The sequence below is a fragment of the Selenomonadales bacterium genome (genome assembly GCA_018335585.1).
In the GTDB taxonomy this organism is placed as follows: domain Bacteria; phylum Bacillota; class UBA994; order UBA994; family UBA994; genus UBA994.
The window spans coordinates 81,891-103,555 of record JAGXRZ010000020.1 but is presented as its reverse complement, the minus strand read 5'-3'; the positions used below and the strand labels follow the sequence as shown (position 1 = coordinate 103,555).

General features: G+C 55.9%; 24 protein-coding genes. All 24 read left to right on the top strand.

Features of this window, described 5'->3' with window-relative positions; all coding sequences use genetic code 11:
- Positions 1 to 135 precede the first annotated feature (135 nt).
- Positions 136 to 834, top strand: a complete 699-nt coding sequence (gene rpsB, locus KGZ66_02815; GenBank protein MBS3984520.1) for a 30S ribosomal protein S2 — start codon at positions 136 to 138, stop codon at positions 832 to 834.
- Positions 835 to 873: 39 nt separating this feature from the next.
- On the top strand, positions 874 to 1,497 hold the full coding sequence (gene tsf / locus KGZ66_02810) for a translation elongation factor Ts (protein MBS3984519.1): 624 nt from the start codon (positions 874 to 876) through the stop codon (positions 1,495 to 1,497).
- 51 nt (positions 1,498 to 1,548) lie between these two features.
- On the top strand, positions 1,549 to 2,277 hold the full coding sequence (locus KGZ66_02805; GenBank protein MBS3984518.1) for a UMP kinase: 729 nt from the start codon (positions 1,549 to 1,551) through the stop codon (positions 2,275 to 2,277).
- On the top strand, positions 2,270 to 2,827 hold the full coding sequence (gene frr / locus KGZ66_02800; protein ID MBS3984517.1) for a ribosome recycling factor: 558 nt from the start codon (positions 2,270 to 2,272) through the stop codon (positions 2,825 to 2,827). The genes KGZ66_02805 and frr overlap by 8 nt, the downstream gene beginning before the upstream one ends.
- Positions 2,828 to 2,873: 46 nt before the next feature.
- Positions 2,874 to 3,551, top strand: coding sequence for a di-trans,poly-cis-decaprenylcistransferase (gene uppS / locus KGZ66_02795; GenBank protein ID MBS3984516.1), 678 nt, complete (start codon positions 2,874 to 2,876; stop codon positions 3,549 to 3,551).
- A gap of 16 nt (positions 3,552 to 3,567) precedes the next feature.
- A complete protein-coding gene (locus tag KGZ66_02790; GenBank protein ID MBS3984515.1) occupies positions 3,568 to 4,344 on the top strand; it encodes a phosphatidate cytidylyltransferase in 777 nt (258 codons plus the stop codon).
- Positions 4,341 to 5,504 (top strand): 1-deoxy-D-xylulose-5-phosphate reductoisomerase, encoded by a 1,164-nt coding sequence (gene dxr / locus KGZ66_02785; GenBank protein ID MBS3984514.1) that lies wholly within the window; start codon positions 4,341 to 4,343, stop codon positions 5,502 to 5,504. Before KGZ66_02790 ends, dxr begins: the two co-directional genes overlap by 4 nt.
- Positions 5,505 to 6,530 carry an RIP metalloprotease RseP gene (rseP, locus tag KGZ66_02780; protein MBS3984513.1) on the top strand — a complete coding sequence of 342 codons (1,026 nt, stop codon included), beginning with the start codon at positions 5,505 to 5,507 and terminating at the stop codon, positions 6,528 to 6,530.
- Positions 6,531 to 6,534: 4 nt separating this feature from the next.
- Complete coding sequence (gene ispG, locus KGZ66_02775; GenBank protein MBS3984512.1) at positions 6,535 to 7,602, top strand: flavodoxin-dependent (E)-4-hydroxy-3-methylbut-2-enyl-diphosphate synthase; 1,068 nt, start codon at positions 6,535 to 6,537, stop codon at positions 7,600 to 7,602.
- A 26-nt stretch (positions 7,603 to 7,628) separates the two neighbouring features.
- A complete protein-coding gene (locus KGZ66_02770; GenBank protein ID MBS3984511.1) occupies positions 7,629 to 8,276 on the top strand; it encodes a glycosyltransferase in 648 nt (215 codons plus the stop codon).
- The gene (locus tag KGZ66_02765; GenBank protein ID MBS3984510.1) at positions 8,264 to 8,929 is read left to right on the top strand and encodes an MgtC/SapB family protein; all 666 of its coding nucleotides are present in this window, start codon (positions 8,264 to 8,266) and stop codon (positions 8,927 to 8,929) included. The genes KGZ66_02770 and KGZ66_02765 overlap by 13 nt, the downstream gene beginning before the upstream one ends.
- Before the next feature lie 113 nt (positions 8,930 to 9,042).
- The gene (locus tag KGZ66_02760) at positions 9,043 to 9,504 is read left to right on the top strand and encodes a hypothetical protein (protein MBS3984509.1); all 462 of its coding nucleotides are present in this window, start codon (positions 9,043 to 9,045) and stop codon (positions 9,502 to 9,504) included.
- A gap of 15 nt (positions 9,505 to 9,519) precedes the next feature.
- Positions 9,520 to 10,569, top strand: coding sequence for a transcription termination/antitermination protein NusA (gene nusA / locus KGZ66_02755; protein MBS3984508.1), 1,050 nt, complete (start codon positions 9,520 to 9,522; stop codon positions 10,567 to 10,569).
- A 5-nt stretch (positions 10,570 to 10,574) separates the two neighbouring features.
- Complete coding sequence (locus KGZ66_02750; protein ID MBS3984507.1) at positions 10,575 to 10,841, top strand: YlxR family protein; 267 nt, start codon at positions 10,575 to 10,577, stop codon at positions 10,839 to 10,841.
- Positions 10,834 to 11,157, top strand: coding sequence for a ribosomal L7Ae/L30e/S12e/Gadd45 family protein (locus tag KGZ66_02745; GenBank protein ID MBS3984506.1), 324 nt, complete (start codon positions 10,834 to 10,836; stop codon positions 11,155 to 11,157). The genes KGZ66_02750 and KGZ66_02745 overlap by 8 nt, the downstream gene beginning before the upstream one ends.
- Positions 11,150 to 13,432 (top strand): translation initiation factor IF-2, encoded by a 2,283-nt coding sequence (gene infB / locus KGZ66_02740; GenBank protein ID MBS3984505.1) that lies wholly within the window; start codon positions 11,150 to 11,152, stop codon positions 13,430 to 13,432. The genes KGZ66_02745 and infB overlap by 8 nt, the downstream gene beginning before the upstream one ends.
- Before the next feature lie 86 nt (positions 13,433 to 13,518).
- Positions 13,519 to 13,866 carry a 30S ribosome-binding factor RbfA gene (gene rbfA / locus KGZ66_02735; GenBank protein ID MBS3984504.1) on the top strand — a complete coding sequence of 116 codons (348 nt, stop codon included), beginning with the start codon at positions 13,519 to 13,521 and terminating at the stop codon, positions 13,864 to 13,866.
- On the top strand, positions 13,853 to 14,860 hold the full coding sequence (locus KGZ66_02730) for a bifunctional oligoribonuclease/PAP phosphatase NrnA (GenBank protein ID MBS3984503.1): 1,008 nt from the start codon (positions 13,853 to 13,855) through the stop codon (positions 14,858 to 14,860). The genes rbfA and KGZ66_02730 overlap by 14 nt, the downstream gene beginning before the upstream one ends.
- A gap of 31 nt (positions 14,861 to 14,891) precedes the next feature.
- On the top strand, positions 14,892 to 15,740 hold the full coding sequence (gene truB, locus KGZ66_02725) for a tRNA pseudouridine(55) synthase TruB (protein ID MBS3984502.1): 849 nt from the start codon (positions 14,892 to 14,894) through the stop codon (positions 15,738 to 15,740).
- Complete coding sequence (gene ribF / locus KGZ66_02720; protein ID MBS3984501.1) at positions 15,734 to 16,663, top strand: riboflavin biosynthesis protein RibF; 930 nt, start codon at positions 15,734 to 15,736, stop codon at positions 16,661 to 16,663. Before truB ends, ribF begins: the two co-directional genes overlap by 7 nt.
- Before the next feature lie 108 nt (positions 16,664 to 16,771).
- Positions 16,772 to 17,035 (top strand): 30S ribosomal protein S15, encoded by a 264-nt coding sequence (gene rpsO, locus KGZ66_02715; protein MBS3984500.1) that lies wholly within the window; start codon positions 16,772 to 16,774, stop codon positions 17,033 to 17,035.
- A 70-nt stretch (positions 17,036 to 17,105) separates the two neighbouring features.
- The gene (pnp, locus tag KGZ66_02710; protein MBS3984499.1) at positions 17,106 to 19,211 is read left to right on the top strand and encodes a polyribonucleotide nucleotidyltransferase; all 2,106 of its coding nucleotides are present in this window, start codon (positions 17,106 to 17,108) and stop codon (positions 19,209 to 19,211) included.
- A gap of 45 nt (positions 19,212 to 19,256) precedes the next feature.
- A complete protein-coding gene (locus tag KGZ66_02705; GenBank protein ID MBS3984498.1) occupies positions 19,257 to 20,237 on the top strand; it encodes a polysaccharide deacetylase family protein in 981 nt (326 codons plus the stop codon).
- Entirely contained in the window at positions 20,234 to 21,661 is a 1,428-nt protein-coding gene (locus KGZ66_02700; GenBank protein MBS3984497.1) for a SpoIID/LytB domain-containing protein, read from the top strand. The genes KGZ66_02705 and KGZ66_02700 overlap by 4 nt, the downstream gene beginning before the upstream one ends.
- Positions 21,662 to 21,665: the final 4 nt, after the last annotated feature.

Here is a 21,665-nt window from a genome sequence, read left to right as displayed (position 1 = left end):
CAAAGCGTAGGGGTATGCTATACTGAGCGTCGGTGTTTTATTACACACGCGGCCGGATGTGCTAGTGGTGCCGTGCTAAGGCGCGGTTTAGGCACAGTAGAAGGCGCGGAGGAAAAACCTAAGGAGGTGAGTCTCATGGCAGTAATCAGCATGAAGCAACTACTCGAAGCGGGCGTGCATTTTGGTCACCAAACGCGCCGCTGGAACCCCAAGATGGCTCCATTCATCTTTATGGAGCGCAACGGTATCTACATCATCGACCTGCAAAAGACCGTGCGCAAATTAGATGAGGCTTACGCGTTCGTGAAGAGCGTCGTGGCAAATGGAGAAACCATCATGTTTGTCGGTACCAAAAAGCAAGCGCAGGAGGCAGTCGTCGAGGAAGCTCGCCGCTGCGGCATGTTCTATGTCAACCAGCGTTGGCTCGGCGGCACCTTGACAAATTTCCAGACAATCGAAAAGCGCATCAAGCGCCTGCATGACCTCGAACGCATGGAGGCAGACGGAACTTTCGATGTTCTTCCCAAAAAGGAAGTTATCACTTTGCGCAAGGAAATGGAGAGGCTAGAAAAGTTTCTTGGCGGTATACGCGACATGCGTCAGCTTCCCGGAGCGCTTTTCGTCATCGACCCCCGTAAGGAGCGGAACGCCATTGCCGAGGCGCGCAGACTTCGCATCCCCATCGTGGCTATTGTTGACACTAACTGTGATCCGGACGAAGTTGATTACATCATTCCGGGGAATGACGATGCCATCCGCGCAGTCAAGTTGTTAACTGCGACGATGGCCGATGCTGTCCTCGAAGCTAGACAAGGTGAGCAGTTAGCAGAGTAGTCGTAGGAGTAAAGATGCGAAACGAGGGAGGTATGCATGATGGCCAAGATTGAAGCTAGTCTCGTAAAAGACTTGCGTGAGCGGACAGGCGCCGGCATGATGGACTGCAAGAAGGCACTAAATGAAACTAACGGCGATATGGAGAAAGCAGTTGAGTTTTTGCGTGAGAAAGGGCTTGCAGCCGCCAATAAGAAGGCCGGGCGTATCACTAGCGAGGGTGTAGTTGAGTCTTACATCCATGGCAACGGTCGCATAGGCGTCTTGGTGGAAATGAACTGCGAGACGGACTTTGTCGCGAAAACCAACGAGTTTCGCGCCCTGTGCCGCGACATCGCGATGCAAATTGCGGCAGCTAATCCGCAGTATATCGTGCGCGAAGAGGTTCCGGCACACATCATTCAGCACGAAAAAGACATATTACGGGCGCAGGCCATTAATGAAGGCAAGCCGGAAAAGATTATCGACAAGATGGTAGAGGGACGCCTAGAGAAGTTCTTCGCCGATGTGTGCCTGATGGAACAGCCCTTTATTCGTGAGGGCGACGTCACCGTGAAAGAGCACATTCAATCTAGAGTTGCCACCACAGGCGAAAACATCACAGTCCGCCGGTTTGTCCGCTATCAAATGGGTGAAGGGTTACCCAAGCGCACTACCGAGGAGTAACAAAGAGGGGGAACACGGGAGTGTTCCCCTTTTTGAGAGGGGTATGGATTCGTGGAGCCGAAGTATCGCCGCGTAATTGTAAAGCTCAGTGGGGAGGCTCTAGCCGGACAGCAGGGCTTTGGCATCGACCTAGACATTGTCTCTGGTGTGGCCAGAGAACTCGTAGAGATAAGGCATCTCGGAGTCGATGTGGCTGTCGTCGTGGGCGGGGGAAATCTCTGGCGAGGTGCCCCGCGCAGCCAAGAGGGCTTAGACCGCGCCACGGCGGATTACATGGGGATGCTTGCTACAGTTATGAATGCTCTGGCCCTCCAGGACGCTATCGAGAAACTAGGCGTAGCGACGCGGGTCCAGACGGCAATCGAAATGAAGCAGATTGCTGAACCCTACATTAGGCGCAAAGCCATCACTCATTTAGAAAAAGGCTACATAGTGATTTTTGCCGCGGGAACCGGTAACCCCTTCTTTTCGACGGACACTACCGCAGCGCTGCGCGGTGCCGAAATCGGCGCAGAAATCATCCTTAAAGCCACACAAGTAGATGGCGTCTATGACAGCGACCCACATCTAAATGCCAATGCCAAGCGCTTCGCGGAGCTAAGTTACATCGAGGTCTTGCGGCGTAACCTGCGCGTAATGGACGCCACGGCCACGTCGCTGTGCATGGACAACGGCATTCCGATTATGGTTTTTAGTCTCAGCGTACCGGGAAACATTAAGCGCGCCGTAATGGGCGAAGATGTAGGGACCTTCATCAGGAGGGAGGATATCCATGATTAAAGATGTGCTAAAGGAAGTAGAAGACAAAATGAAGAAGTCGGTGCAGTCGCTGCAAAAAGAGCTGGGGGGACTGCGGGCCGGCAGGGCGACGCCGGCGTTGCTGGAAAAGCTGGTCGTGGAATACTACGGTGTGCCCTCACCCATACACCAAGTTGCCAGTGTCAACGTGCCTGACGCACGCACGCTGGTCATCCAGCCTTGGGACAAAGCCATGCTCAAGCCGATTGAGAAGGCTATTCAAAAATCAGATTTGGGTCTCACGCCCAACAGCGACGGCACCTTAATTCGTCTGGTTATCCCACCGCTTACTACCGAACGGCGTAACGAGCTGGTGAAGGTGGCCAGGAAAAAGGCGGAAGAGGCAAAGGTCGCTGTGCGCAATCTGCGCAGGGATGCCAATGAACTGGTAAAGAAGCTCGAGAAAGATGGCGATATCTCCGAAGACCAAGCCAAGAAGGGTCAGGAGGAAGTGCAGAAGCTCACCGATAGGTACGTGAAAGAGACCGATGAAGTCCTGCTGGCCAAAGAGGCTGAAATAACGGAGGTGTAAGGCACTCCCCCCAGAGACGGGGGGATTATGCTACAGGAGGATGACGATGAGCCCGACACATGTCGCCATTATTATGGACGGCAACGGCCGTTGGGCTGAGCGCCGCGGCCTACCGCGCTCAGCCGGTCACCGCGCAGGCTTAGAGAGCGCTCGCAAGGTTATACAAGAAGCAGCGCGGCTCGGCATCAAGTTTCTTACGTTATATGCTTTCTCAACTGAGAATTGGAAGCGTCCGCCCGGTGAAGTGGAGTTCATTATGAGTTTGCCGGGTGAGTTCTGGCGCAAGGAGCGCCCTGCGCTACAGGAAGCAAACGTGCGCATAAAAATACTAGGAGACATTAAAGCCTTGCCGCTCGGGACGCGCCAAGCTGTGGAGGAGGCGGTAGCTGCGACGCGCACAGCGTCGGGGCTTACCGTAAACCTCGCCCTTAACTACGGTGCCCGGGCGGAGATTATGCGAGCGGCGCGTTTGTTCGCAGAGCGACACGCACGTACCGGCACAGAGGCAGACTTCTCGGCTTGCCTGTATACAGATGGTCTGCCCGACCCAGACCTGCTTATCCGCCCCGGCGGGGAGAAGCGCATCAGCAACTTCCTCCTTTGGCAGTTAGCATACACCGAGTTGTTTTTCGTGGAAAAGCTATGGCCAGACTTTGATGGCAGCGATCTTCGGGAAGTCATTTTGGAGTATCAAGGTCGCAGCATCAGGCGGGGAGGACTATAGCGATAGGGGGGCGCTTGTGCTTACGCGGATTCTTACCGGACTAGTCGGTCTTCCTATAATCCTTGTGGCAATCTATGAAGGTGCTCTGCCCATGACGCTCCTCACGATGGTACTTGCTGTACTAGCGGTGATGGAGATGCAGAATCTCCTGCGGGCGAAGAACATTACCACTAGTTCTTTAGTCTATTGGTTTCCCATACTGTATTTGTGGGCGGCGCATATAGGTGCAGTTCAATTAGCGTTACAGCTGGTTGTCGCGCTGTGCTCCGTGCTCTTGGCGCGTCAGTTGCTTACGTTCCCCGGCTTTAGTCTCGCCGAGGTAGGCGCAAGTTTGCTTGCCGCACTTTACCCTACCATTCTCTTTGGGAACTTGCTCTTCCTGCGCGCGGAGGCCGGCGCCCTGTGGGCCATTGCGGCTGTCGTCGGCGTCTGGGCCTATGACTCCTTTGCCTATCTAATCGGGGTGCGCTTCGGCCGAGTGCGTCCTTGGCGAGATGTCTCGCCCAAGAAGAGCGTTGAAGGGGCGGTGGGGGGTCTACTCGGCAGCGTCTTAGTTTTTGTGTTAATGCACAGCCACTTGCGTCTCACTCTGTTAGGCGCCATAATGATGGGTATACTGGTCGGTTTTGTGGGCCAACTAGGTGACTTAGCGGAGTCGGCGCTAAAGCGCTATGTGGGCGTGAAAGACTCTGGCACTTTGCTCCCCGGTCATGGCGGCGTGCTTGACAGGTTTGACTCCTTGATGTTCGCTGCTACCGCCGTGTATTGGGTGTGGATGGCGATAATGCCATGACAAAGGCCAAGCAAGTAGTAGTCCTTGGCGCTACGGGGTCGATAGGCACAGGCTGTCTTGACGTTATACGGCGTAATCCACATAGACTGCAGGTGGTCGGCCTCGGGGCTGGCAGCAATATAGAGCTATTGATGGCACAAGTAGAGGAGTTTCGTCCGGCTTTTGTGGCCATACGCGACACAGAGAAAGCGACAGCCCTTCGTTTGGCGTATTCTAGGCTGACGGTTTTTGCCGGCGAGTCGGCCGCCGTAGACCTCGTGCGCGCAGCCCCGGCGGACGTGGTGGTAGCCGCGACAAGTGGCATGGCAGGACTCCCTGCAGTGTTTGCGGCAGCAGAGAAGGGCGTCCGTCTCGCACTGGCCAACAAGGAAGCTCTGGTGGCGTCCGGACGTTTGCTGATGGAGGCGGTGACGAGAAGCGGAGGGGAGCTCATCCCTGTAGACAGCGAGCACTCGGCCATTTGGCAAGCGCTCCTGGGGTGGCAGGTGGCCGATGTGAAGAGGCTTATTCTCACAGCCTCTGGGGGACCGTTTCTTGGCAAGTCGCGCTCCGAACTTGCTGCGATTACTGCAGATGACGCGCTGCAACACCCCACTTGGCGCATGGGGCGAAAGATTACCGTAGACTCGGCTACGCTGATGAACAAGGGCTTAGAGATTATTGAGGCGCATCACTTGTTTGGTATGCCGTATGAGCGCATTGAGACCTTGGTGCACCCGGAAAGTATAGTGCACTCGCTAGTGGAGTACGTTGATGGTTCTCAGTTAGCTCAGTGCAGTCGCCCTGATATGCGCATTCCCATTCAACTTGCCCTGTCGTATCCGGAAAGGTGGCCTGGGGAGTACGTAGTGAACAACTGGCATGGCACCACATGGTCCTTCCTTCCTCCCGATCTAGAAGCTTTTCGTTGTCTGGGATTAGCGATAGAGGCAGGTAAGGTGGGAGGATCGTACCCCATTGCTCTTAACGCTAGCAATGAGCTGGCAGTTTTGGCCTTCCTGGAGGGACGGCTGCCTTTTCTGGCCATAGAGGCAATCGTGGAAGAAGTTTTGTCCGCCGACCTGCCCTTGCCCCCGGCGAGTATTCTAGATGTCTTGGCCATCGACACATGGGCGCGCAGTCGAGCTCAAGCGATTATTAGACAGAAAGCGGTGTGCTAGTTGGTGATTCTCCTTGCTGTCGTAATTATCGGGGTGCTAGTGTTCTTCCATGAGCTTGGCCACTTCTTGGCGGCTAAGGCGGCGAACATGTACGTACAGGAGTTTGCGCTTGGCATGGGGCCGGCCCTCATATCTGTGCAACGCGGGGAAACCAAGTACTCACTTCGCGTATTGCCCGTAGGGGGTTTTCTGCGCGTAGCAGGCGAGGAAGCGAGTGCGGTAGGCGCAGCCATACCTGAAACACGCCGTTACGACAAGAAGACGGTGTTGCAGCGCATGATTTTTGTCGCCGGCGGTTCCTTCATGAACTTTCTCTTGGCTGCCCTTATTTTCGCCTCGATCTTTATGTTCGTGGGTGTCCCCTCAAATCAGCCTGTTTTAGGATCTGTAAATGAAGGGTGGCCTGCGGCACAGGCGGGGCTGCAGCCGGGGGATAGGATACTGCGGATTGGTGATGCGGCTATCGCTACTTGGCCTGACCTGCAGCGCGCTATCACCGAGAGCGCAGGGCAGCCCTTAGTGTTTGTATTGCGCAGGGGAGAGCAGGAGATGTCTGTACTTGTCACTCCCCAAAGAGACGAGGCGACTAATCGCCTCCTAGTCGGTGTCTCGCCAAAGAACGAGCGCTTCGACCCTCTTACCGCAGTTTTCCTAGGCGTACGGGAGATGGCCGGCTTAACAGCGGAAATCCTCTCCGTGATTGGACGCATGCTCACGGGCAGGTTGCCGGCAGAGGGAGCCGGTCCTATCGGCATGGTCGTCATGGTAGGTGAAGTAGCCCGCACCGGCATAGCTAATTTGCTGTCCTTCGCAGCGATAATTAGCATCCAACTAGGCCTGTTTAATTTACTGCCGATTCCCGCGTTAGACGGCAGTAAGCTGGTATTTTTGGCGCTGGAACGTTTGCGCGGCAAGCCTGTCGACCCCGAGAAAGAAAACATGATTCACTTGATAGGCTTTGTGTTGCTCATGGTCTTAATTGTACTTGTGACTTTTGGCGACTTGCGCCGATTAGACATCTTCTAAGAGCATGAGAAGAGCAACCCGCGTCGCAAACGTCGGAAACGTCCGGATTGGCGGAGACTACCCGATTGTCATCCAGAGCATGACGAACACCCCGACAGTCGATGTCGGAGCCACAGCGGCACAGATTTCACGTTTGGCAGCAGCCGGATGTCGCCTTGTGCGCGTGGCAGTGCCGGACAGCGCGGCGCTGTCCGCGTTTGCGTTACTTGTAGCGAAGACAGACGTGCCGCTTATCGCCGACATTCACTTTGATTATCGCTTGGCAGTAGGAGCAATCGAGCGCGGGGCAGCAGAAGTACGGATTAACCCCGGCAATATTGGGGGGGTCACTGAAGTGAGAGCTGTCATCTCAGCCGCCTCCCGCTATGGCACAGCTCTGCGCATCGGTGTTAACTCGGGTTCGTTACCTGCGGCCGTGCTATCGCGCTTTGGCAGACCGACAGCAGAGGCGATGGTAGAGGCGGCGCTCCTGCATGAGCGCGAAATACGGGACATGGGCTTTGAAAACCTGATTTTTTCGCTTAAGTCTTCGGACGTCTATACTACTGTTCGGGCTAACGTCTTGTTTAGTGAGCAGTCGGATTTTCCGCTGCATGTAGGTGTTACCGAGGCCGGTACTTTGCTCTGCGGAGCAGTGCGCTCGGCCGTAGGCATAGGTGTGCTTTTGTCGCAGGGCATCGGCGATACGATCCGCGTCTCCCTTACAGCTGACCCTGTGGAGGAAGTGCGCGTCGCCAAAGAGATTCTCGCGAGCCTAGACCTTGCGGACAAGCAACTCCGCGTTGTGTCTTGCCCAACCTGTGCTCGCACGTCAAGCGAGCTGATTCAAATTGCCGAGGCCGTGGAGAAAAACCTAGAGGAGTTTAGTCACCTGCCATTGAAAGTTGCTGTGATGGGCTGTTCTGTGAACGGACCCGGCGAAGCGCGCGAGGCGCACGTAGGCATTGCCCTTGCGCCCGGCGGTGCAGTGCTGTTTCGCGACGGCAAAGCTTGCGAGCTAATTCCTCTAGCCGAGGCGACGGAGCGCCTCACAGCCGAAGTACGAAGCCTGGCAGCCTCACTAGTCCGATAAAGGAGGCGGCACCTATTAAAGTTGCGGTGATAATACCGGCATATAACGAGGAGCGTACAGTAGGCAGCGTAGTACAAGCCGCTAAGCAGTGCGCGCTAGTCGACGAAGTAGTCGTGGTAAGTGACGGCTCAACCGACAACACTGCCGGTGAGGCTTCTAGTGCCGGGGCGCGTACCATAGAGCTTTCACCTAACCGAGGCAAAGGCGGAGCCATGCTCGTGGGGTTTGCACACACTGACGCCGATGTTGTGCTGTTCTTAGACGCCGACTTGGTCGGGTTGATGCCTGCTCACGTGGAAAGCCTGCTCAAACCGATTCTCCAAGGTGAAGTCGCCTCGACCTTAGGAGTTTTTGGCAGCGGTCGCCTGATGACAGATCTAGCCCAAAGGGTTGCACCTTTTCTTTCGGGGCAGCGTGCCATGACCCGTGCCGTGTTAAGTGGCGCGCCAAACTTCGCCGATACGGGGTGGGGAGTAGAGATTGCCCTAACCCGTTACCTACGTGAATCCGACACTGCAACCCGCACCGTGCCACTAAATGACGTCACCCAGGTCATGAAAGAAGAGAAATTAGGTCTGTGGCGTGGCTTAGCCTCACGCCTCAGGATGTACTGGCACATTCTACGCGCACTCATATTCATAAGGGGGCGTTCTAGGTGTCGATACCCGCATTAAGCTTGGTCTTTCGGCTTACGTTGGCGTGCATCTTAGGGGGCGCGATTGGGTTACAGCGCGAGGGCCTGAATCGACCCGCCGGATTTCGCACGCATGTACTGGTGGCCCTTGGCGCAGCCCTGATTATGCTGCTTTCCATGTACGGGTTTCAGGAGTTCGGTCAGCCCTATGACCCTGGGCGTCTCGCCGCACAAGTGGTTTCTGGCATCGGCTTTCTAGGCGCCGGGACAATTATGCGTGAGGGAGCTAGTATCCGCGGACTGACTACGGCCGCGTCGCTCTGGGTTGTAGCCGGCATCGGCTTGGCATGTGGTGCGGGGTTTTACCTGAGCGCGGTGGCAGCTACCGTCTTGGTTTATCTGACGCTTGGCGTCTTCTTTCACCTCGAGCGTGGCTGGATTAACCCTGCTAGTTATGTGAAGATGGGCGTAGTCACGCTAGATCAGCCCGGACAGCTAGGGCGCATCGGCGCCGCACTAGGCGGGAAGAATATCAGCGTGCGTAACATTACTATCGACCGGGCAGATGTGGCGGACGGTAATGTGCAGGTTCGCTTGGAGCTAAAGCTGCCTAAAGGCATGGCCGTGGCCGAGGCCATGGCCGACTTAGCGGCGCTGCCGGGTGTTCACACTGTGTGCGAGCTAGACAAGTAAAGCAGAACTTTTCTTGCACAGCCGATAGGCATTTGATATAATCTTTGCGGCAGAGAGTGGGTCCTTCCCACTCTTTACTTTATCGAAGTGAAGCTGTTAAAGGAGTGTCAGGTATGGAGCTGCTTGCAGAACGTCTGTATGACCTGTGCGGGCCGGTGGTAGAGGGCTTAGGTCTGGCACTTGTAGACGTAGAATGGGTTCCCGCCAGGAGGAGGACGCTTGCCGTGTATGTCGCTCGCACCGACGAGGGGCGGGTAGGCTTTAGTGACTGCGAGCGTGTGGCAGAGGCCTTAGAGCCTGTACTTGACTCGGTCAGCGAGTTGACAGGCTACACGCTTGAGGTTGCCTCTCCGGGACTTGACCGCGTGCTTAAACGCAAGCAGGAGTACGATATCTTCAAGGGTCGACGGGCCAAAGTAGTTCTACGTGAGGCTATGCGCGAACGCCATGAGCACACAGGCGTACTCAGCGGAACCGCGGGGCCAGAGGTACTCCTAGCCTGTGATAGCGGCGACATGCTATCGATTCCTATCGAGAACATAAAGAAGTGCAAACTTGAGTTTAGTGTAAAGTGAGGACGAGAAATAAAAGTGAACGCTGAATTCATTGAGGCCATCGCGCAACTAGCACGCGAAAAGCAGTTAGACAAAAGCATTCTATTCGACGCACTTGAAACCGCTTTGCTGTCTGCATATAAGAAGAACTTCGGCGGCAGCGGCAATGTACGTGTCACCATCGATAGGGATACAGGCGAAGTCTCGGTTTACTCGTTGCGCCGTATCGTCAGCGAAGTAAAGGACCCAAACTCCGAGATGCACATTGATGAGGCCAAGAGCATCAACCCCTCGTATCTGCTAGGTGATGTCTGCGAAACGAAAGTTACGCCGCGCAATTTTGGCCGCGTAGCCGCACAGACCGCTAAACAGATTGTCGTACAACGCATTCGCGAAGCCGAGCGAGGCATGATTTATCAGGAGTTTACCAACCGCGAATGCGATATCGTCACTGGTGTCGTCCAGCGGGTAGACCGCAATGTCATCATCGATTTAGGTAAAGTAGAGGCCCTCTTGCCCCAGTCTGAGCAAGTGCCTGGCGAAGTATACCGCCCGGGACAGCGCTTAAAGACCTATGTCGTAGAGGTGCGCAAGACTACAAAGGGACCGCAAGTGACAGTGTCGCGGAGTCACCCCGGCTTGCTTAAGCGCCTGCTGGAACTTGAAGTCCCAGAGATTCATGACGGCTCCGTCGAGTTGCGTTCGGTGGCGCGCGAGGCGGGTAGCCGCAGCAAGATTGCTGTTTTTGCCCGCGACGAGAACATCGACCCGGTGGGGGCGTGTGTGGGTCCTAGGGGCATGCGGATTCAGGCAATTGTCGGTGAACTGGGAAATGAGAAGATAGATGTTGTAGAGTTTAGGACTGACCCGCGTGAGTACGTCACGCAGGCCTTAAGTCCCGCTAAAGTAAGCCGTGTAGACATAGATGAAACGACGAAAGTCGCCAGCGTCATTGTCCCTGACTACCAACTTTCCTTGGCTATCGGCAAGGAAGGTCAGAATGCCCGTCTCGCCGCCAAACTGACGGGCTGGAAGATAGACATCAAAAGCGAGAGCCAAGCTGCAAACATGCGCTTTCGGGAGTGAGCGTTGTGAAACACAAACATGTGCCGGAGCGCACTTGTGTGGGTTGCCGCACTGTCAAGGCCAAGCGCGAGCTAGTGCGCATTGTGCGAGACCCCTCGGGCGCGGTTGACCTAGACACCACCGGGAAGAAGTCCGGTCGGGGAGTATACGTCTGTCCAAGCCCAAGCTGCTTGGAGGCGGCGCTTAAAGCCGGTCGTCTAAAGACGGGTTTAGAGACAGATATCCCGGCTGAAGTAGTTGCCAAGATCAGGGAGAGACTGCTAAGTGTCTGAGCGGTTTATGCACATGCTAGGCTTAGCGAAACGGGCTCACGCTGTTCGCAGTGGCGCTGTGGCCTGCGAGCAGGCTATGGAGAAGGGGCAGGCAAAGCTTATCGTTCTGGCGGAAGACGCTGCAGACGAAGTAAAGCTCGCGTATACCGCTCGGGCGCGCAGTAGAGGCATTAAAATTGTCGCCGTACCGTCAAAGATAGCGCTAGGAAACGCAATTGGCAAGAGCCCCCGCGCGGCGCTAATAGTCACAGATGCGGGCTTTGCGCAAAGGCTGTGGAGCATGAGCCAAGAAACTGGAGGTGGGATAAGTGTCTAAAATCAGAGTTTTTGAGTTAGCAGAAGAGCTTCAGATACCTGCGGAAAAGCTAGTGGAAGCGCTGCGGGATCTTAACCTTAACATTTCTAATCCCATGAGTATGATTGATACTCAGGTGGCCGGCATTATCCGTGAGGTAATTACGAAGCAACGTAAGAAGCGACCGCAGGGCGCGAAAAAGACGGCGCCACTGCCGCCTGTGGCAGCCGCCGAGACACCACCGGAACCCACTCCCCCAAGCGAGGTGGCAGCGCGTCCCGCGGCAGCAGAAAGCGTGCGCACAGCCGCACACGCTCCGCGCCATGCCCCGCGTCCGCCTGTCGCGCCAAAGCCTCCCGCGGCACCGGCAAAAACTTCGGCTGGCGCACCGGCGAAGCCTGCCACCGACAACAGAAGCCCCGGCAAGGTCGTAGTCGAGCGTGGCAGAGACAAACGCTTTCAGGAGCCCGAATCTTCCATTGTGGACAAGAAGCTTGGTGCAGCCAACCGGCGCAACCGGCCTGTACCCCAAGCTGCGCAACAGCAGGGGGCTCTTTCGCTAAAGATTGAAGGGCCGATGACGGTAGGGGAATTCTCCAAGCTCTCCGGCAGACCGGTCGGTGAGATTCTCAAGCGCCTCTTAGAAGTCGGAATGATGGCCAACATTAATCAGCAGCTAGACCTAGACACATTGGAGATTGTCGCAGATTTACTTGGCCTTAAGCTAGAGGTTATCGCCCCGGCACAAAGCGCGGAGGAACTAGAGGAAATCGACGCCCCTGAAAGCTTGCTGCCGCGTTTCCCTGTAGTCACAGTCATGGGACATGTTGACCACGGCAAGACCTCGCTGTTAGACGCCATTCGCCGTACGAATGTCACCGCTTCCGAGGCCGGGGGCATCACGCAGCATATTGGGGCTTATCAGGTCGATGTCGGTGACGCCAAGGTAGTCTTCTTGGACACGCCGGGACATGAGGCGTTTACACAAATGCGCGCCCGCGGGGCTAAGGTTACAGACGTCGCCATACTCGTAGTTGCGGCAGACGACGGGGTAATGCCTCAGACCGTCGAAGCACTTAATCACGCTAAAGCGGCGCAGGTGCCAATATTAGTCGCCGTCAACAAGGTAGACAAACCGGGCGCTAATGTAGAAAAGATTAAGCAGCAGTTAACCGAATACGGTATTGTACCTGAGGAGTGGGGCGGAGAGAACATTTTCGTAGAGGTCTCTGCACTGCAACGCCTAGGGATTGACAATCTCTTGGCTGCGGTCTTAACCGTGGCAGAAGTGCTTGAGTTGCGCGCTAACCCTAATCGCTCCGCGCGCGGCGTGGTCATCGAGGCGCACGTAGATAAAGGTAAAGGGCCTGTGGCTACCGTACTTGTGCAGCGGGGCACGTTGAGCATCGGCGATTCGGTAGTTGCCGGCACTTGCTTTGGCCGAGTTCGCGCCATGGTCAGCGACAAAGGGAAGAGGCTTAAGAAGGCCGGTCCATCCACCCCACTGGAGATACAAGGGTTGTCAATGCCCCCACATGCAGGTGACGAGTTTAAGGTGGTTAAAGATGAGCGCACCGCCCGGAGTTTGGCGATTGCGAATGCAGAGGCTAAGAAACTAGCTGAGCAGCGTCCGGTGCAGCGCGCCAACCTCGACGACTTCTTCAAGCGCGTGCAGTCCGGCCAAAACAAAGACCTCAAACTCATCATCAAGGGCGACGTGCAGGGCTCCGTGGAGGCGCTGAGACCTGCAATTGAGAAGCTTAGCAACAAGGAAGTCGAAATCAAGGTAATCCACACTGGAGTTGGACCGGTAAATGAGAGCGACGTCATTCTGGCGAAAGCATCAGATGCTATAGTCATTGGGTTTAACGTGCGCCCGGACGCTAACGCCCGCCGTGTTGCGGAGCAGGAACAGGTAGACATGCGCTTTTACCGCATCATCTACGAGATTATCGATGACCTCACAGCCGCGCTTAAGGGCATGCTAGCTCCCGTTTTTCGCGAAGTCGTCGTCGGACAGGCACAAGTCCGCGCAACGTTTAAGGTCTCAGATGTGGGGACAATCGCCGGCTGCATGGTCACCGAAGGCAAGATTACGCGCCAAAGCAGTGTTCGTCTGGTGCGCGGAGGGGTTATCGTGCATGAGGGGAAAATCAGCTCACTTAAGCGGTTCAAGGATGACGCCCGCGAGGTGCTGGCGGGGTTTGAATGCGGCATCGGCATAGAAGGCTATGGCGATGTGAAAGAAGGCGACATTATCGAAGCCTTTGCCAAGGAGCAAGTTGAGGTTAAATGAACTACCGCGTAGGGGCGTTGGTGCTACCGGCCTGGTCGTCAGCGCAGAGCGGGAGCTGCTGTAGTCAGTCAAAGGGAGGAATTTCTGTGTCTCAGTATCGGCGGGAGCGCATCAAAACGCTGCTCAAAGAAGCAATCAGCGACATTTTACGCGAGATGAAAGACCCAAGAATCGGCTTTGCGTCGATCACCAGCGTAGAATTATCCGGCGACTTAAGGCATCTCAAGGTCTTCGTTTCGGTGTTAGGGACCGAAGAAGAAAAGTCCGAAACAGAGAAAGCGCTCGAGAGTGCGAGTGGTTACATCCGCTCCGAAGTAGGGAGGCGCGTGGAGCTTCGCTTCACCCCCGAGATAATCTTCCGCCTAGATGATTCGCTAGCGCATGGAGCCCACATCAACAAGCTGCTTAAGGACATTGAACGTGGCGGTAAATAGTGCTCTGCTCGACACGATTATTGCTCAGTTGTCGGCGTCGCGGGGAGTCCTTTTGGTGGGACACGTCTCGGCTGACGGTGATTCATTAGGGTCTTGCCTAGGTTTAGGGCACCTGCTCAGGGGGCAAGGTGTGAACGCCCACGTCGTCTCGGTGGAGAAAGTCCCGGCGCGCTACGGCTTTCTGCCCGGTGTAGGTGCAGTGATTACCGAAACCAAAGACTTCCCGACTCATTGGGACGTAGTCGTGGTCATGGACTGTACGGATGTGCGCCGTACCGGCTTTAACGAGTCCTTCCTACGCAGGGAAGACCATGAGGAGGCCCGCGGCGGCGTTGTGCTCATTAACATCGACCATCACCAGTCAAATCAAGGAACGCTGGGCACAGCGTGGGTAGACCCGCGCTTCGCAGCTGTCGGGCAACAAGTCCTTACCTTGGCTGAGCGGGCGGGCTGGGTTGTCATGCCGGAGGCAGCTACTTGCCTCTATACCGCGTTAGCCACTGATTCGGGCTTCTTTCGCCACGGCAATACGTCCCCTACGGTACTGCGCGACGCGGCTAAGCTACTCGATGCCGGTGCCGACCTGCGCTTAATTGTCGAGTACTGCCTAGAACGCAAAACGCTCTCCGAGCTCTGCCTTTTGCGCGAGGCTCTCTCCACTCTGACGCAGGAGTGCGATGGTAGGGTAACGGTGATGGAAATTCCCTTTGCTGTTTTCTCGCGCTGCGGCGTAGACGATACAGAGATGGAAGGGATGATTGATTATGCGCGGGCCGTGCCGGGGACACAAATCGCCGTGCTCCTGCGCGCCGTACAGGCTGGCATAACTAAGGTCAGCCTGCGCTCGCGTGGCAACTGCGATGTCTCGGTCGTCGCGGTCAGCTTTGGCGGAGGGGGCCACCCCAATGCGGCTGGATGCACCCTGCACTTGCCCATATCGGATGTCCGCGCTGCCGTACTCGCAGCGGTGAAACAGGTGCTCTCCTGTGGTTGATGGCTTCATTAATTTATATAAAGAGGCAGGCATGACCTCACACGACGCTGTAGCTCAGGTGCGGCGCATACTTGGACTACGGAGAATCGGTCACATGGGCACGCTTGACCCTGATGCCGAGGGCGTACTGCCGCTAGCTGTAGGGAAAGCTACGCGGCTTATCTCCTTTGTCGAAGGGGATGTCAAAGAGTATGAAGCAGAGCTCATACTAGGCGTGGCCACCGCTACGTGGGACATTTTTGGTGCTGTCGTAGCGACGGATGATGCTAGTCACCTAACCGAGTTCCATCTGACAGCGCTGCTGCCGCGTTTTGTCGGGGAGATTTGGCAGGAGCCACCCATGTTCTCGGCGATAAAAGTAGAGGGGCGCAAACTGGTCGATTTGGCTCGGCAAGGTTTGGAGATTGCGCGCGAACGCCGCCGGGTCGAAATCCGTCGCATAGATATGCTAGCGTGGTATGAGGACGGAACTAGGCGCATAGCGAAACTCAGAGTATCTTGCTCTAAGGGCACATATATACGCTCCCTCTGCCGAGACATCGGCGCGAATCTAGGCGTTGCCGCGTGTATGGGAAGACTTACGCGCACCAAGAGCGGCCCCTTTGAACTTAGGGACAGCGTCACCCTAGGCGACTTTAAGTGCGCTCCGGCCCAGCATATTACTGCGATTGAGAACTTCTTGCAGTCCTTTCCCAGAGTAGTAGTTGATGAGGCTGCCGGGGCAAGATTTTTGTGTGGGCAACGCATTGCCATGGCAGACTTGCCGGCAGGGGAGTTTGCCGTGTTTGCAGGCTCGCGCTGTCTCGGGCTCGCAGTCAGCCGACTAGGCCTTATTATACCGACGCGTGTTTTGGCTAGAGAGGAGAACCCTAAGTGTTAAAAACTGCAAGCCTAGAGGGGCTTAGTGACATGCATATCTCGGCGGTGGCCCTAGGCAGCTTTGACGGCGTACATGTCGGGCACCAAGCCATATTGCGCCATGCCTCTGCTGTCGCAAAGCAGGCTATGGGTTTGTCGGCCGTGTTTACGTTTTACCCTCATCCCGGTATGGTGACAGGGCGTAATGGCAGCGGGGCAATTACGACACAAAGCCAGCGCAGTAAGCTTATCGAAGGCTGCGGGATAGACATTTTAATCGAACACCCCTTTACGCCGGACTTTGCCTCCCTTTCTCCGGAACGTTTTCTTCTGGAAGTACTGCTACTAACTTTTACCGCGCCGAACTTCGTCGCCGGATTTAACTACACCTTCGGGCATCGAGCCGTGGGCGACATTGCGCTGCTTAAGCGTCTTGGCGCGAAGCATCAGTTTTCGGTACATGAGATTGCCCCCGTCGTTGTGGCGGGAGAGGTAGTGAGTAGCACCCGGGTGCGTCGCCTAATCGAACAGGGGGAATTAGACTTAGCGGCAGACTGCTTGGGCAGGCGCTTCTCTCTGCAAGGGGAGGTCGCAGCGGGTGACGGCCGTGGCAGGAAGCTTGGCTTCCCAACCGCAAACGTCTCCCTTTCCCGGCAGCAGGTCTTGCCTCCGTTTGGAGTTTACCTGGTTTGGTCGGCCGAACTAGGTTTTGGTGTTGCCAACCTAGGTATTCGTCCTACATTCCCGCCCGCTAACCTCGGTTTGGAGGCGCACTTCCTTGAGGTAAGTCAACGCACCGACCTCTATGGGCAGGAACTAGAAGTTGAACTCGTGCACTATCTGCGACCCGAACGAACGTTTGCGGGCCCGGATGAGCTGCGTGAGCAAGTCGAGCAGGATATTGCCCGCGCGCGCACGCTTGCCTATTCTTGCGCAAAGTGCTAGAATGAGCCGTACCTGTGGCTAGGTTTGCCGACTACTCCGACGGCTCACTTGGCACATGGATAATGTGAACTTGCAGAGCAGGTTCCACTACGATTAGGAGGTGAAGCAATGATTAGTCAGGAAAAGAAACGCTCAATCATCGACAAGTTCCGCACACATGAGCAGGACACCGGTTCCGCCGAGGTGCAGATTGCTATTCTCACGGGACGCATCAACGAGCTGACTGAGCATCTCAGGGTGCACAAGAAGGACCATCACTCGCGCCGTGGGTTGTTTAAGATGGTCGGCCAACGCAGGAAGCTCCTTAACTACGTGCAGGACAGAGATATCGAGAGATTCCGCAGCATCAAAGAGCAACTTGGAATACGCTAAATAGGAAAGCGGGGAACCCGCTTTTCTTTTTACTGTACTTATTGGCCATACTACGAGAAGGAGGTTGCATATGAAGAAATACTCGCTCCCTGTCGCCGGACGCGAAATGACGCTTGAGACAGGTCGCCTTGCCAAACAAGCTAACGGCGCGGTGCTCGTGAGTTATGGCGACACCAGCGTCTTAGTGACTGCCACTATGTCTCGCGCGCCGCGCGAAGGCATCGACTTTTTCCCTCTGCTAGTCGACTACGAAGAACGGCTTTATTCGGTAGGTAAGATACCCGGCGGCTTCTTAAAGCGCGAAGGACGCCCGGGTGAGAAAGCCATACTTGCCGCCCGCCTAATTGACCGGCCACTGCGCCCCTTGTTCCCCGACGGATTTCGGAACGACGTGCAAGTGGTGGCGACAGTGCTAAGCGTCGACCAGAACAACTTGCCGGAAATCGCGGCTTTAGTTGGAGCGTCGGCTGCGCTATCCATTTCCAATATTCCCTTCCACGACCCCATAGCCGGGGTAGTTGTAGGACTCATTGATGATCAGTTTGTCATCAACCCAACTCTCGCCGAAGCCGAAAAAAGCAGGTTGCATCTAGTAGTGGCCGGCACGCGGGACGCCATTATGATGGTAGAGGCCGAGGCAGGCGAACTAAGCGAAGCACAAATGCTGCAAGCCATTATGACCGGGCATAAGGAGATTAAGCGCATTGTCGCGGTCATAGACTCCATGCGGCAAGAGGTCGGACGTCCTAAGGTAGAAGTGGCGCTTTCTTCCCTGCCAACAGAGCTTACGGCAGAAGTCCGCGCCTATACTTCAGACAAGCTGCGCGCCGCTATCCAAAACGCCGACAAACTAGCGCGCGAAGCCAACATAGGTCAGGTGATGCAGGACTCTTTGGCTAAGTTCTCGACCCTCTATCCCGAACAAGGGAAGGTAATTAAAGAAATCCTAGACAATCTACTTAAGGACCTCGTCCGCACGGCCATAACACAGGAGCACTTCCGGCCGGATGGACGCAGTCTGAAGGAAATACGGCCTGTCAGCTGCGAGGCTCCGGTACTTAAGCGCACGCACGGCTCGGCGCTCTTTACACGAGGCCAGACGCAAGTTCTTTCCACGGTAACATTAGGCGCCATGGGCGACGTGCAGATTATCGACGACCTAGGCATTGACGAGTCTAAGCGCTACCTTCACCACTACAATTTCCCATCTTTCAGTGTCGGAGAAACGCGCCCACAGCGGGGTCCATCACGTCGCGACATCGGACATGGCGCGCTAGCGGAGCGGGCCTTGTTACCCGTCATCCCGACCGAAGAGGAGTTCCCCTATACGGTGCGTGTGGTCTCTGAGGTACTGGAGTCGAATGGCTCTTCGTCTATGGCTAGCGTTTGCGGCAGCTCACTCGCGCTGATGGACGCAGGCGTGCCGATTAAGGCCCCCGTATCAGGGGTGGCCATGGGCTTAGTTAAAGAAGGAAGCGCCTACGTTGTACTGACAGATATTCAGGGCATGGAAGACCACCTCGGCGACATGGACTTTAAAGTTGCGGGGACGGCTACAGGTATAACCGCGTTGCAGATGGACATCAAGATTAGCGGCTTGGACGAGAAGATTCTTGGCGAGGCGTTAGCTCAGGCTAGGGAAGGAAGACTCTTCATCCTGGAGAAAATGCTCTCTGTCTTGTCTAGCCCCCGCGCCGAGCTTTCCCCCTACGCGCCGCGCATGTTCACGCTCACTATTCCGGTCGACAAAATTAAGGATGTCATCGGACCCGGCGGCAAGATGATTAACAAGATCATCCAAGAAACCAACGTCAAGATTGACATTGAGGACGACGGCAGGGTCTTCATTGCGGCAGTAGACGCCGAACAAGGGATGCGGGCGAAGGAGATAATCTCCGACCTCGTGCGTGAAATGGCCGTAGGGGAGATTTACACAGGCAAGGTAACGAGAGTAGAGAAGTATGGGGCGTTTGTCGAACTGATGCCCGGCAAGGAAGCACTGGTACACATTTCTCAACTGGCACATGAGCGCGTAGCGCGCACTGAGGACGTTGTCAACGTCGGCGACAGGGTACAGGTTAAGATCACGGAAGTTGACCGCATGGGTCGCATCGGGGCCTCGCGCAAGGACTTGTTGCCCACACAAACTAAAGAGGTCAGACAGCCCGACAAATAGGGGACGAAGAACCCGCATAGACTCGTAGCAAGGAGGCTCGGGTCTATGAAACGAGTTGCTTTGCTGATGCTGCTTAGTGTCTTCATTGGCACCGTCTACTTTGAGGTGCGCCCTATCAAACAACACACGCTCCGCGTGGCGCGCGGCGTAACGCTCGACGGGCGGGATATTGGGGGCTACACGGAGGATCGCCTAAGCGAACTAGTGCTTGTCTTAGCGACCGAAGTGTACCGCGCCCCTCTCTCGCCTAAGGTAGACCCGCGTACCGGAGGGGTTGTCCCTGGGTTGGCAGGCAGAGAAGTCGATGTTGCTGCGACCCTCGCACTGTGCTTAGCGGCGCACCCTAACCAAGCAGTTAGTTTCGCCTGGCGCTTGTTGTTGCCCGAGCCCCCGGCGCTCGACAGGCCCATCTTTCACGGCAACGAAGCCAAGCGACAGATTGCTTTTGTCGTGAACGTCGCGTGGGGGAACGAAGAACTGCTGGAAGTCCTCGACCTGTTTTCGCAGTATAATCTAACCAAGACTTTCTTTATCGTCGGCCGCTGGGCAGATAAGTTCCCGGAACTTGTGCGAGAGATAGAGCGCCACGGGCACGAGTTTGGCAACCATGCATATTCGGACCCACACCTGCCTAAGCTTTCGGATGAGGAGATAAGGCAGGAGATTCTCCGTACTACGGCGGCCATTCAGAGAGCAGTTGGGAATGTTCCGGTGCCATTCTTTAGCCCCCCTTATAACGACTTTAACGAGCGTATAGTGCGAATAGCAGCCGAGCTCGGGTACATCACCGTGCTCTCGAGTGTAGACACTGCGGACTGGATGCGCCCGGGTGTAGAGAGAATAGTCAAGCGCGTGCTTGGCAGAGTCCACAACGGAGCCATTGTGCTTATGCACCCGACTGAACAGACGCCAGGTGCATTGGCGAAATTGATTCCGGCAATCCTTGGTCAAGGGTACGCCTTAGTACCTGTAAGTACTTTGCTGTCTGCAGTACCGTCAGAGGACGTATGGGAGGCCAGACCGTGAAGTTTCTCTTTTTGTTCCTAGGGTTACTTGTATGCCTGATGCTGCCAGAAGAAGCGAATGCACAGGTTAGCATAGGGTGGAACGAACGACATCTCTCTGCGCGTGTCGGCGCCGAGCGCATTGCCTGGCGCGACGGACAAGGTGTGCATGCGCTTGCTTGGCCTGCGCAGGAGACGATTAGTTTAAGGCTAGTCGCACCGCGCGTAAGCATCGCTACCGTGCCGGCAAAGTCAACGGCTATCTACCTGCAGCGCGCTTCTCTTCATCATTATCCCACGCAGATAGTGAGCATCGGAAATAGACATGCGCTAGCGCTCTTAGAGAATGATGTGGAAATCCTCTGGGAAACTGAGACGGTCTATGTGCCGGTGAAAGCCGCCGACTCTCCTTCGCGGCTCGAGCTTACGTTGCCGGGGGGCAGGGTGCTTCGCTTGAGCGACCACTCCCTGCGCTTTGGCGGAGACAGGCAGCCGGTTAGAGTGGACGGCGCGTCCTTTAGAGGGGTCATCGTCTTTAACCCTAATCGGCGGGGGCTGCTCACCTCGATTAACATCCTGCCGCTTGAGGAGTACTTGCTAGGCGTAGTCCCAAACGAAATGCCTGCGGCGTGGCCGCTTGACGCACTCAAAGCCCAAGCCTTAGCAGCTCGGTCATATGCGGTAAGGCAGCAGAACCGCCATCGTCATGACGGGTTCGACCTTTGCAGTACGGTGCACTGCCAAGCCTATCATGCTAAGGGCAGCGAACACCCGCGCAGCACGCAAGCTGTAACCGCAACAAGCGGGATGGTGATTACTTACGCCGGAGCTGTGATCGACGCTGTGTATCACGCCCATGCCGGGGGGCATACGCGCAACAGCGAACATGTCTGGGGCGGGGTAGCTCCATATCTGCGCGGCGTTCCCATACCTGAGGAGCCGCCCTTAACGTGGACACACCGTGTGGCTATAGGGGACTTTGAGCGGCGATTGCGAGCACGTCAAATCAACGTAGCTCATGTCTTTGGCGTAGCGATTGCGGAACACGTCGATGCCGGGCATGTTCGCTCAGTACGCGTCACTTCACTGCTTGGCTCCGTAGACATTCCTGCTTCTGACCTTAGGGGCGCCTTAGACAGGGCACAGATGCGGAGTACCAAGTTTGATATACTGGTGCTAGATTCTTTCCGACTTCCCTTCCGCGGGACGCCAAGGCTTTCCTCCTTTCGTCTGGAAACAGGTAGGTTGGCCGGAGCATATTTCAACCTTCTACCGGCTAGGCCCGCGTCTGTAGAGATTGCCGGCTCAGGTTTCGGGCATGGCGTAGGTATGTCGCAGTGGGGGGCGTTCGGTCTAGCGCAAGCCGGGGTGGATTACCAGGGCATCATTCGCCGCTTTTATCGCGGTGTCACGCTGAGCAGGGTTCCCTTGAATTTGCGTGAATAGGCAA

Excerpts from the sequence above, each read along its gene's own strand:
- uppS (MBS3984516.1), top strand. The coding sequence starts at position 2,874 with ATGAGCCCGACACATGTCGCCATTATTATGGACGGCAACGGCCGTTGG.
- KGZ66_02705 (MBS3984498.1), top strand. The coding sequence starts at position 19,257 with ATGAAACGAGTTGCTTTGCTGATGCTGCTTAGTGTCTTCATTGGCACC.
- pnp (MBS3984499.1), top strand. The coding sequence starts at position 17,106 with ATGAAGAAATACTCGCTCCCTGTCGCCGGACGCGAAATGACGCTTGAG.
- tsf (MBS3984519.1), top strand. The coding sequence starts at position 874 with ATGGCCAAGATTGAAGCTAGTCTCGTAAAAGACTTGCGTGAGCGGACA.
- frr (MBS3984517.1), top strand. The coding sequence starts at position 2,270 with ATGATTAAAGATGTGCTAAAGGAAGTAGAAGACAAAATGAAGAAGTCG.
- rpsO (MBS3984500.1), top strand. The coding sequence starts at position 16,772 with ATGATTAGTCAGGAAAAGAAACGCTCAATCATCGACAAGTTCCGCACA.
- KGZ66_02760 (MBS3984509.1), top strand. The coding sequence starts at position 9,043 with ATGGAGCTGCTTGCAGAACGTCTGTATGACCTGTGCGGGCCGGTGGTA.
- truB (MBS3984502.1), top strand. The coding sequence starts at position 14,892 with ATGACCTCACACGACGCTGTAGCTCAGGTGCGGCGCATACTTGGACTA.
- ispG (MBS3984512.1), top strand. The coding sequence starts at position 6,535 with ATGAGAAGAGCAACCCGCGTCGCAAACGTCGGAAACGTCCGGATTGGC.
- dxr (MBS3984514.1), top strand. The coding sequence starts at position 4,341 with ATGACAAAGGCCAAGCAAGTAGTAGTCCTTGGCGCTACGGGGTCGATA.
- rpsB (MBS3984520.1), top strand. The coding sequence starts at position 136 with ATGGCAGTAATCAGCATGAAGCAACTACTCGAAGCGGGCGTGCATTTT.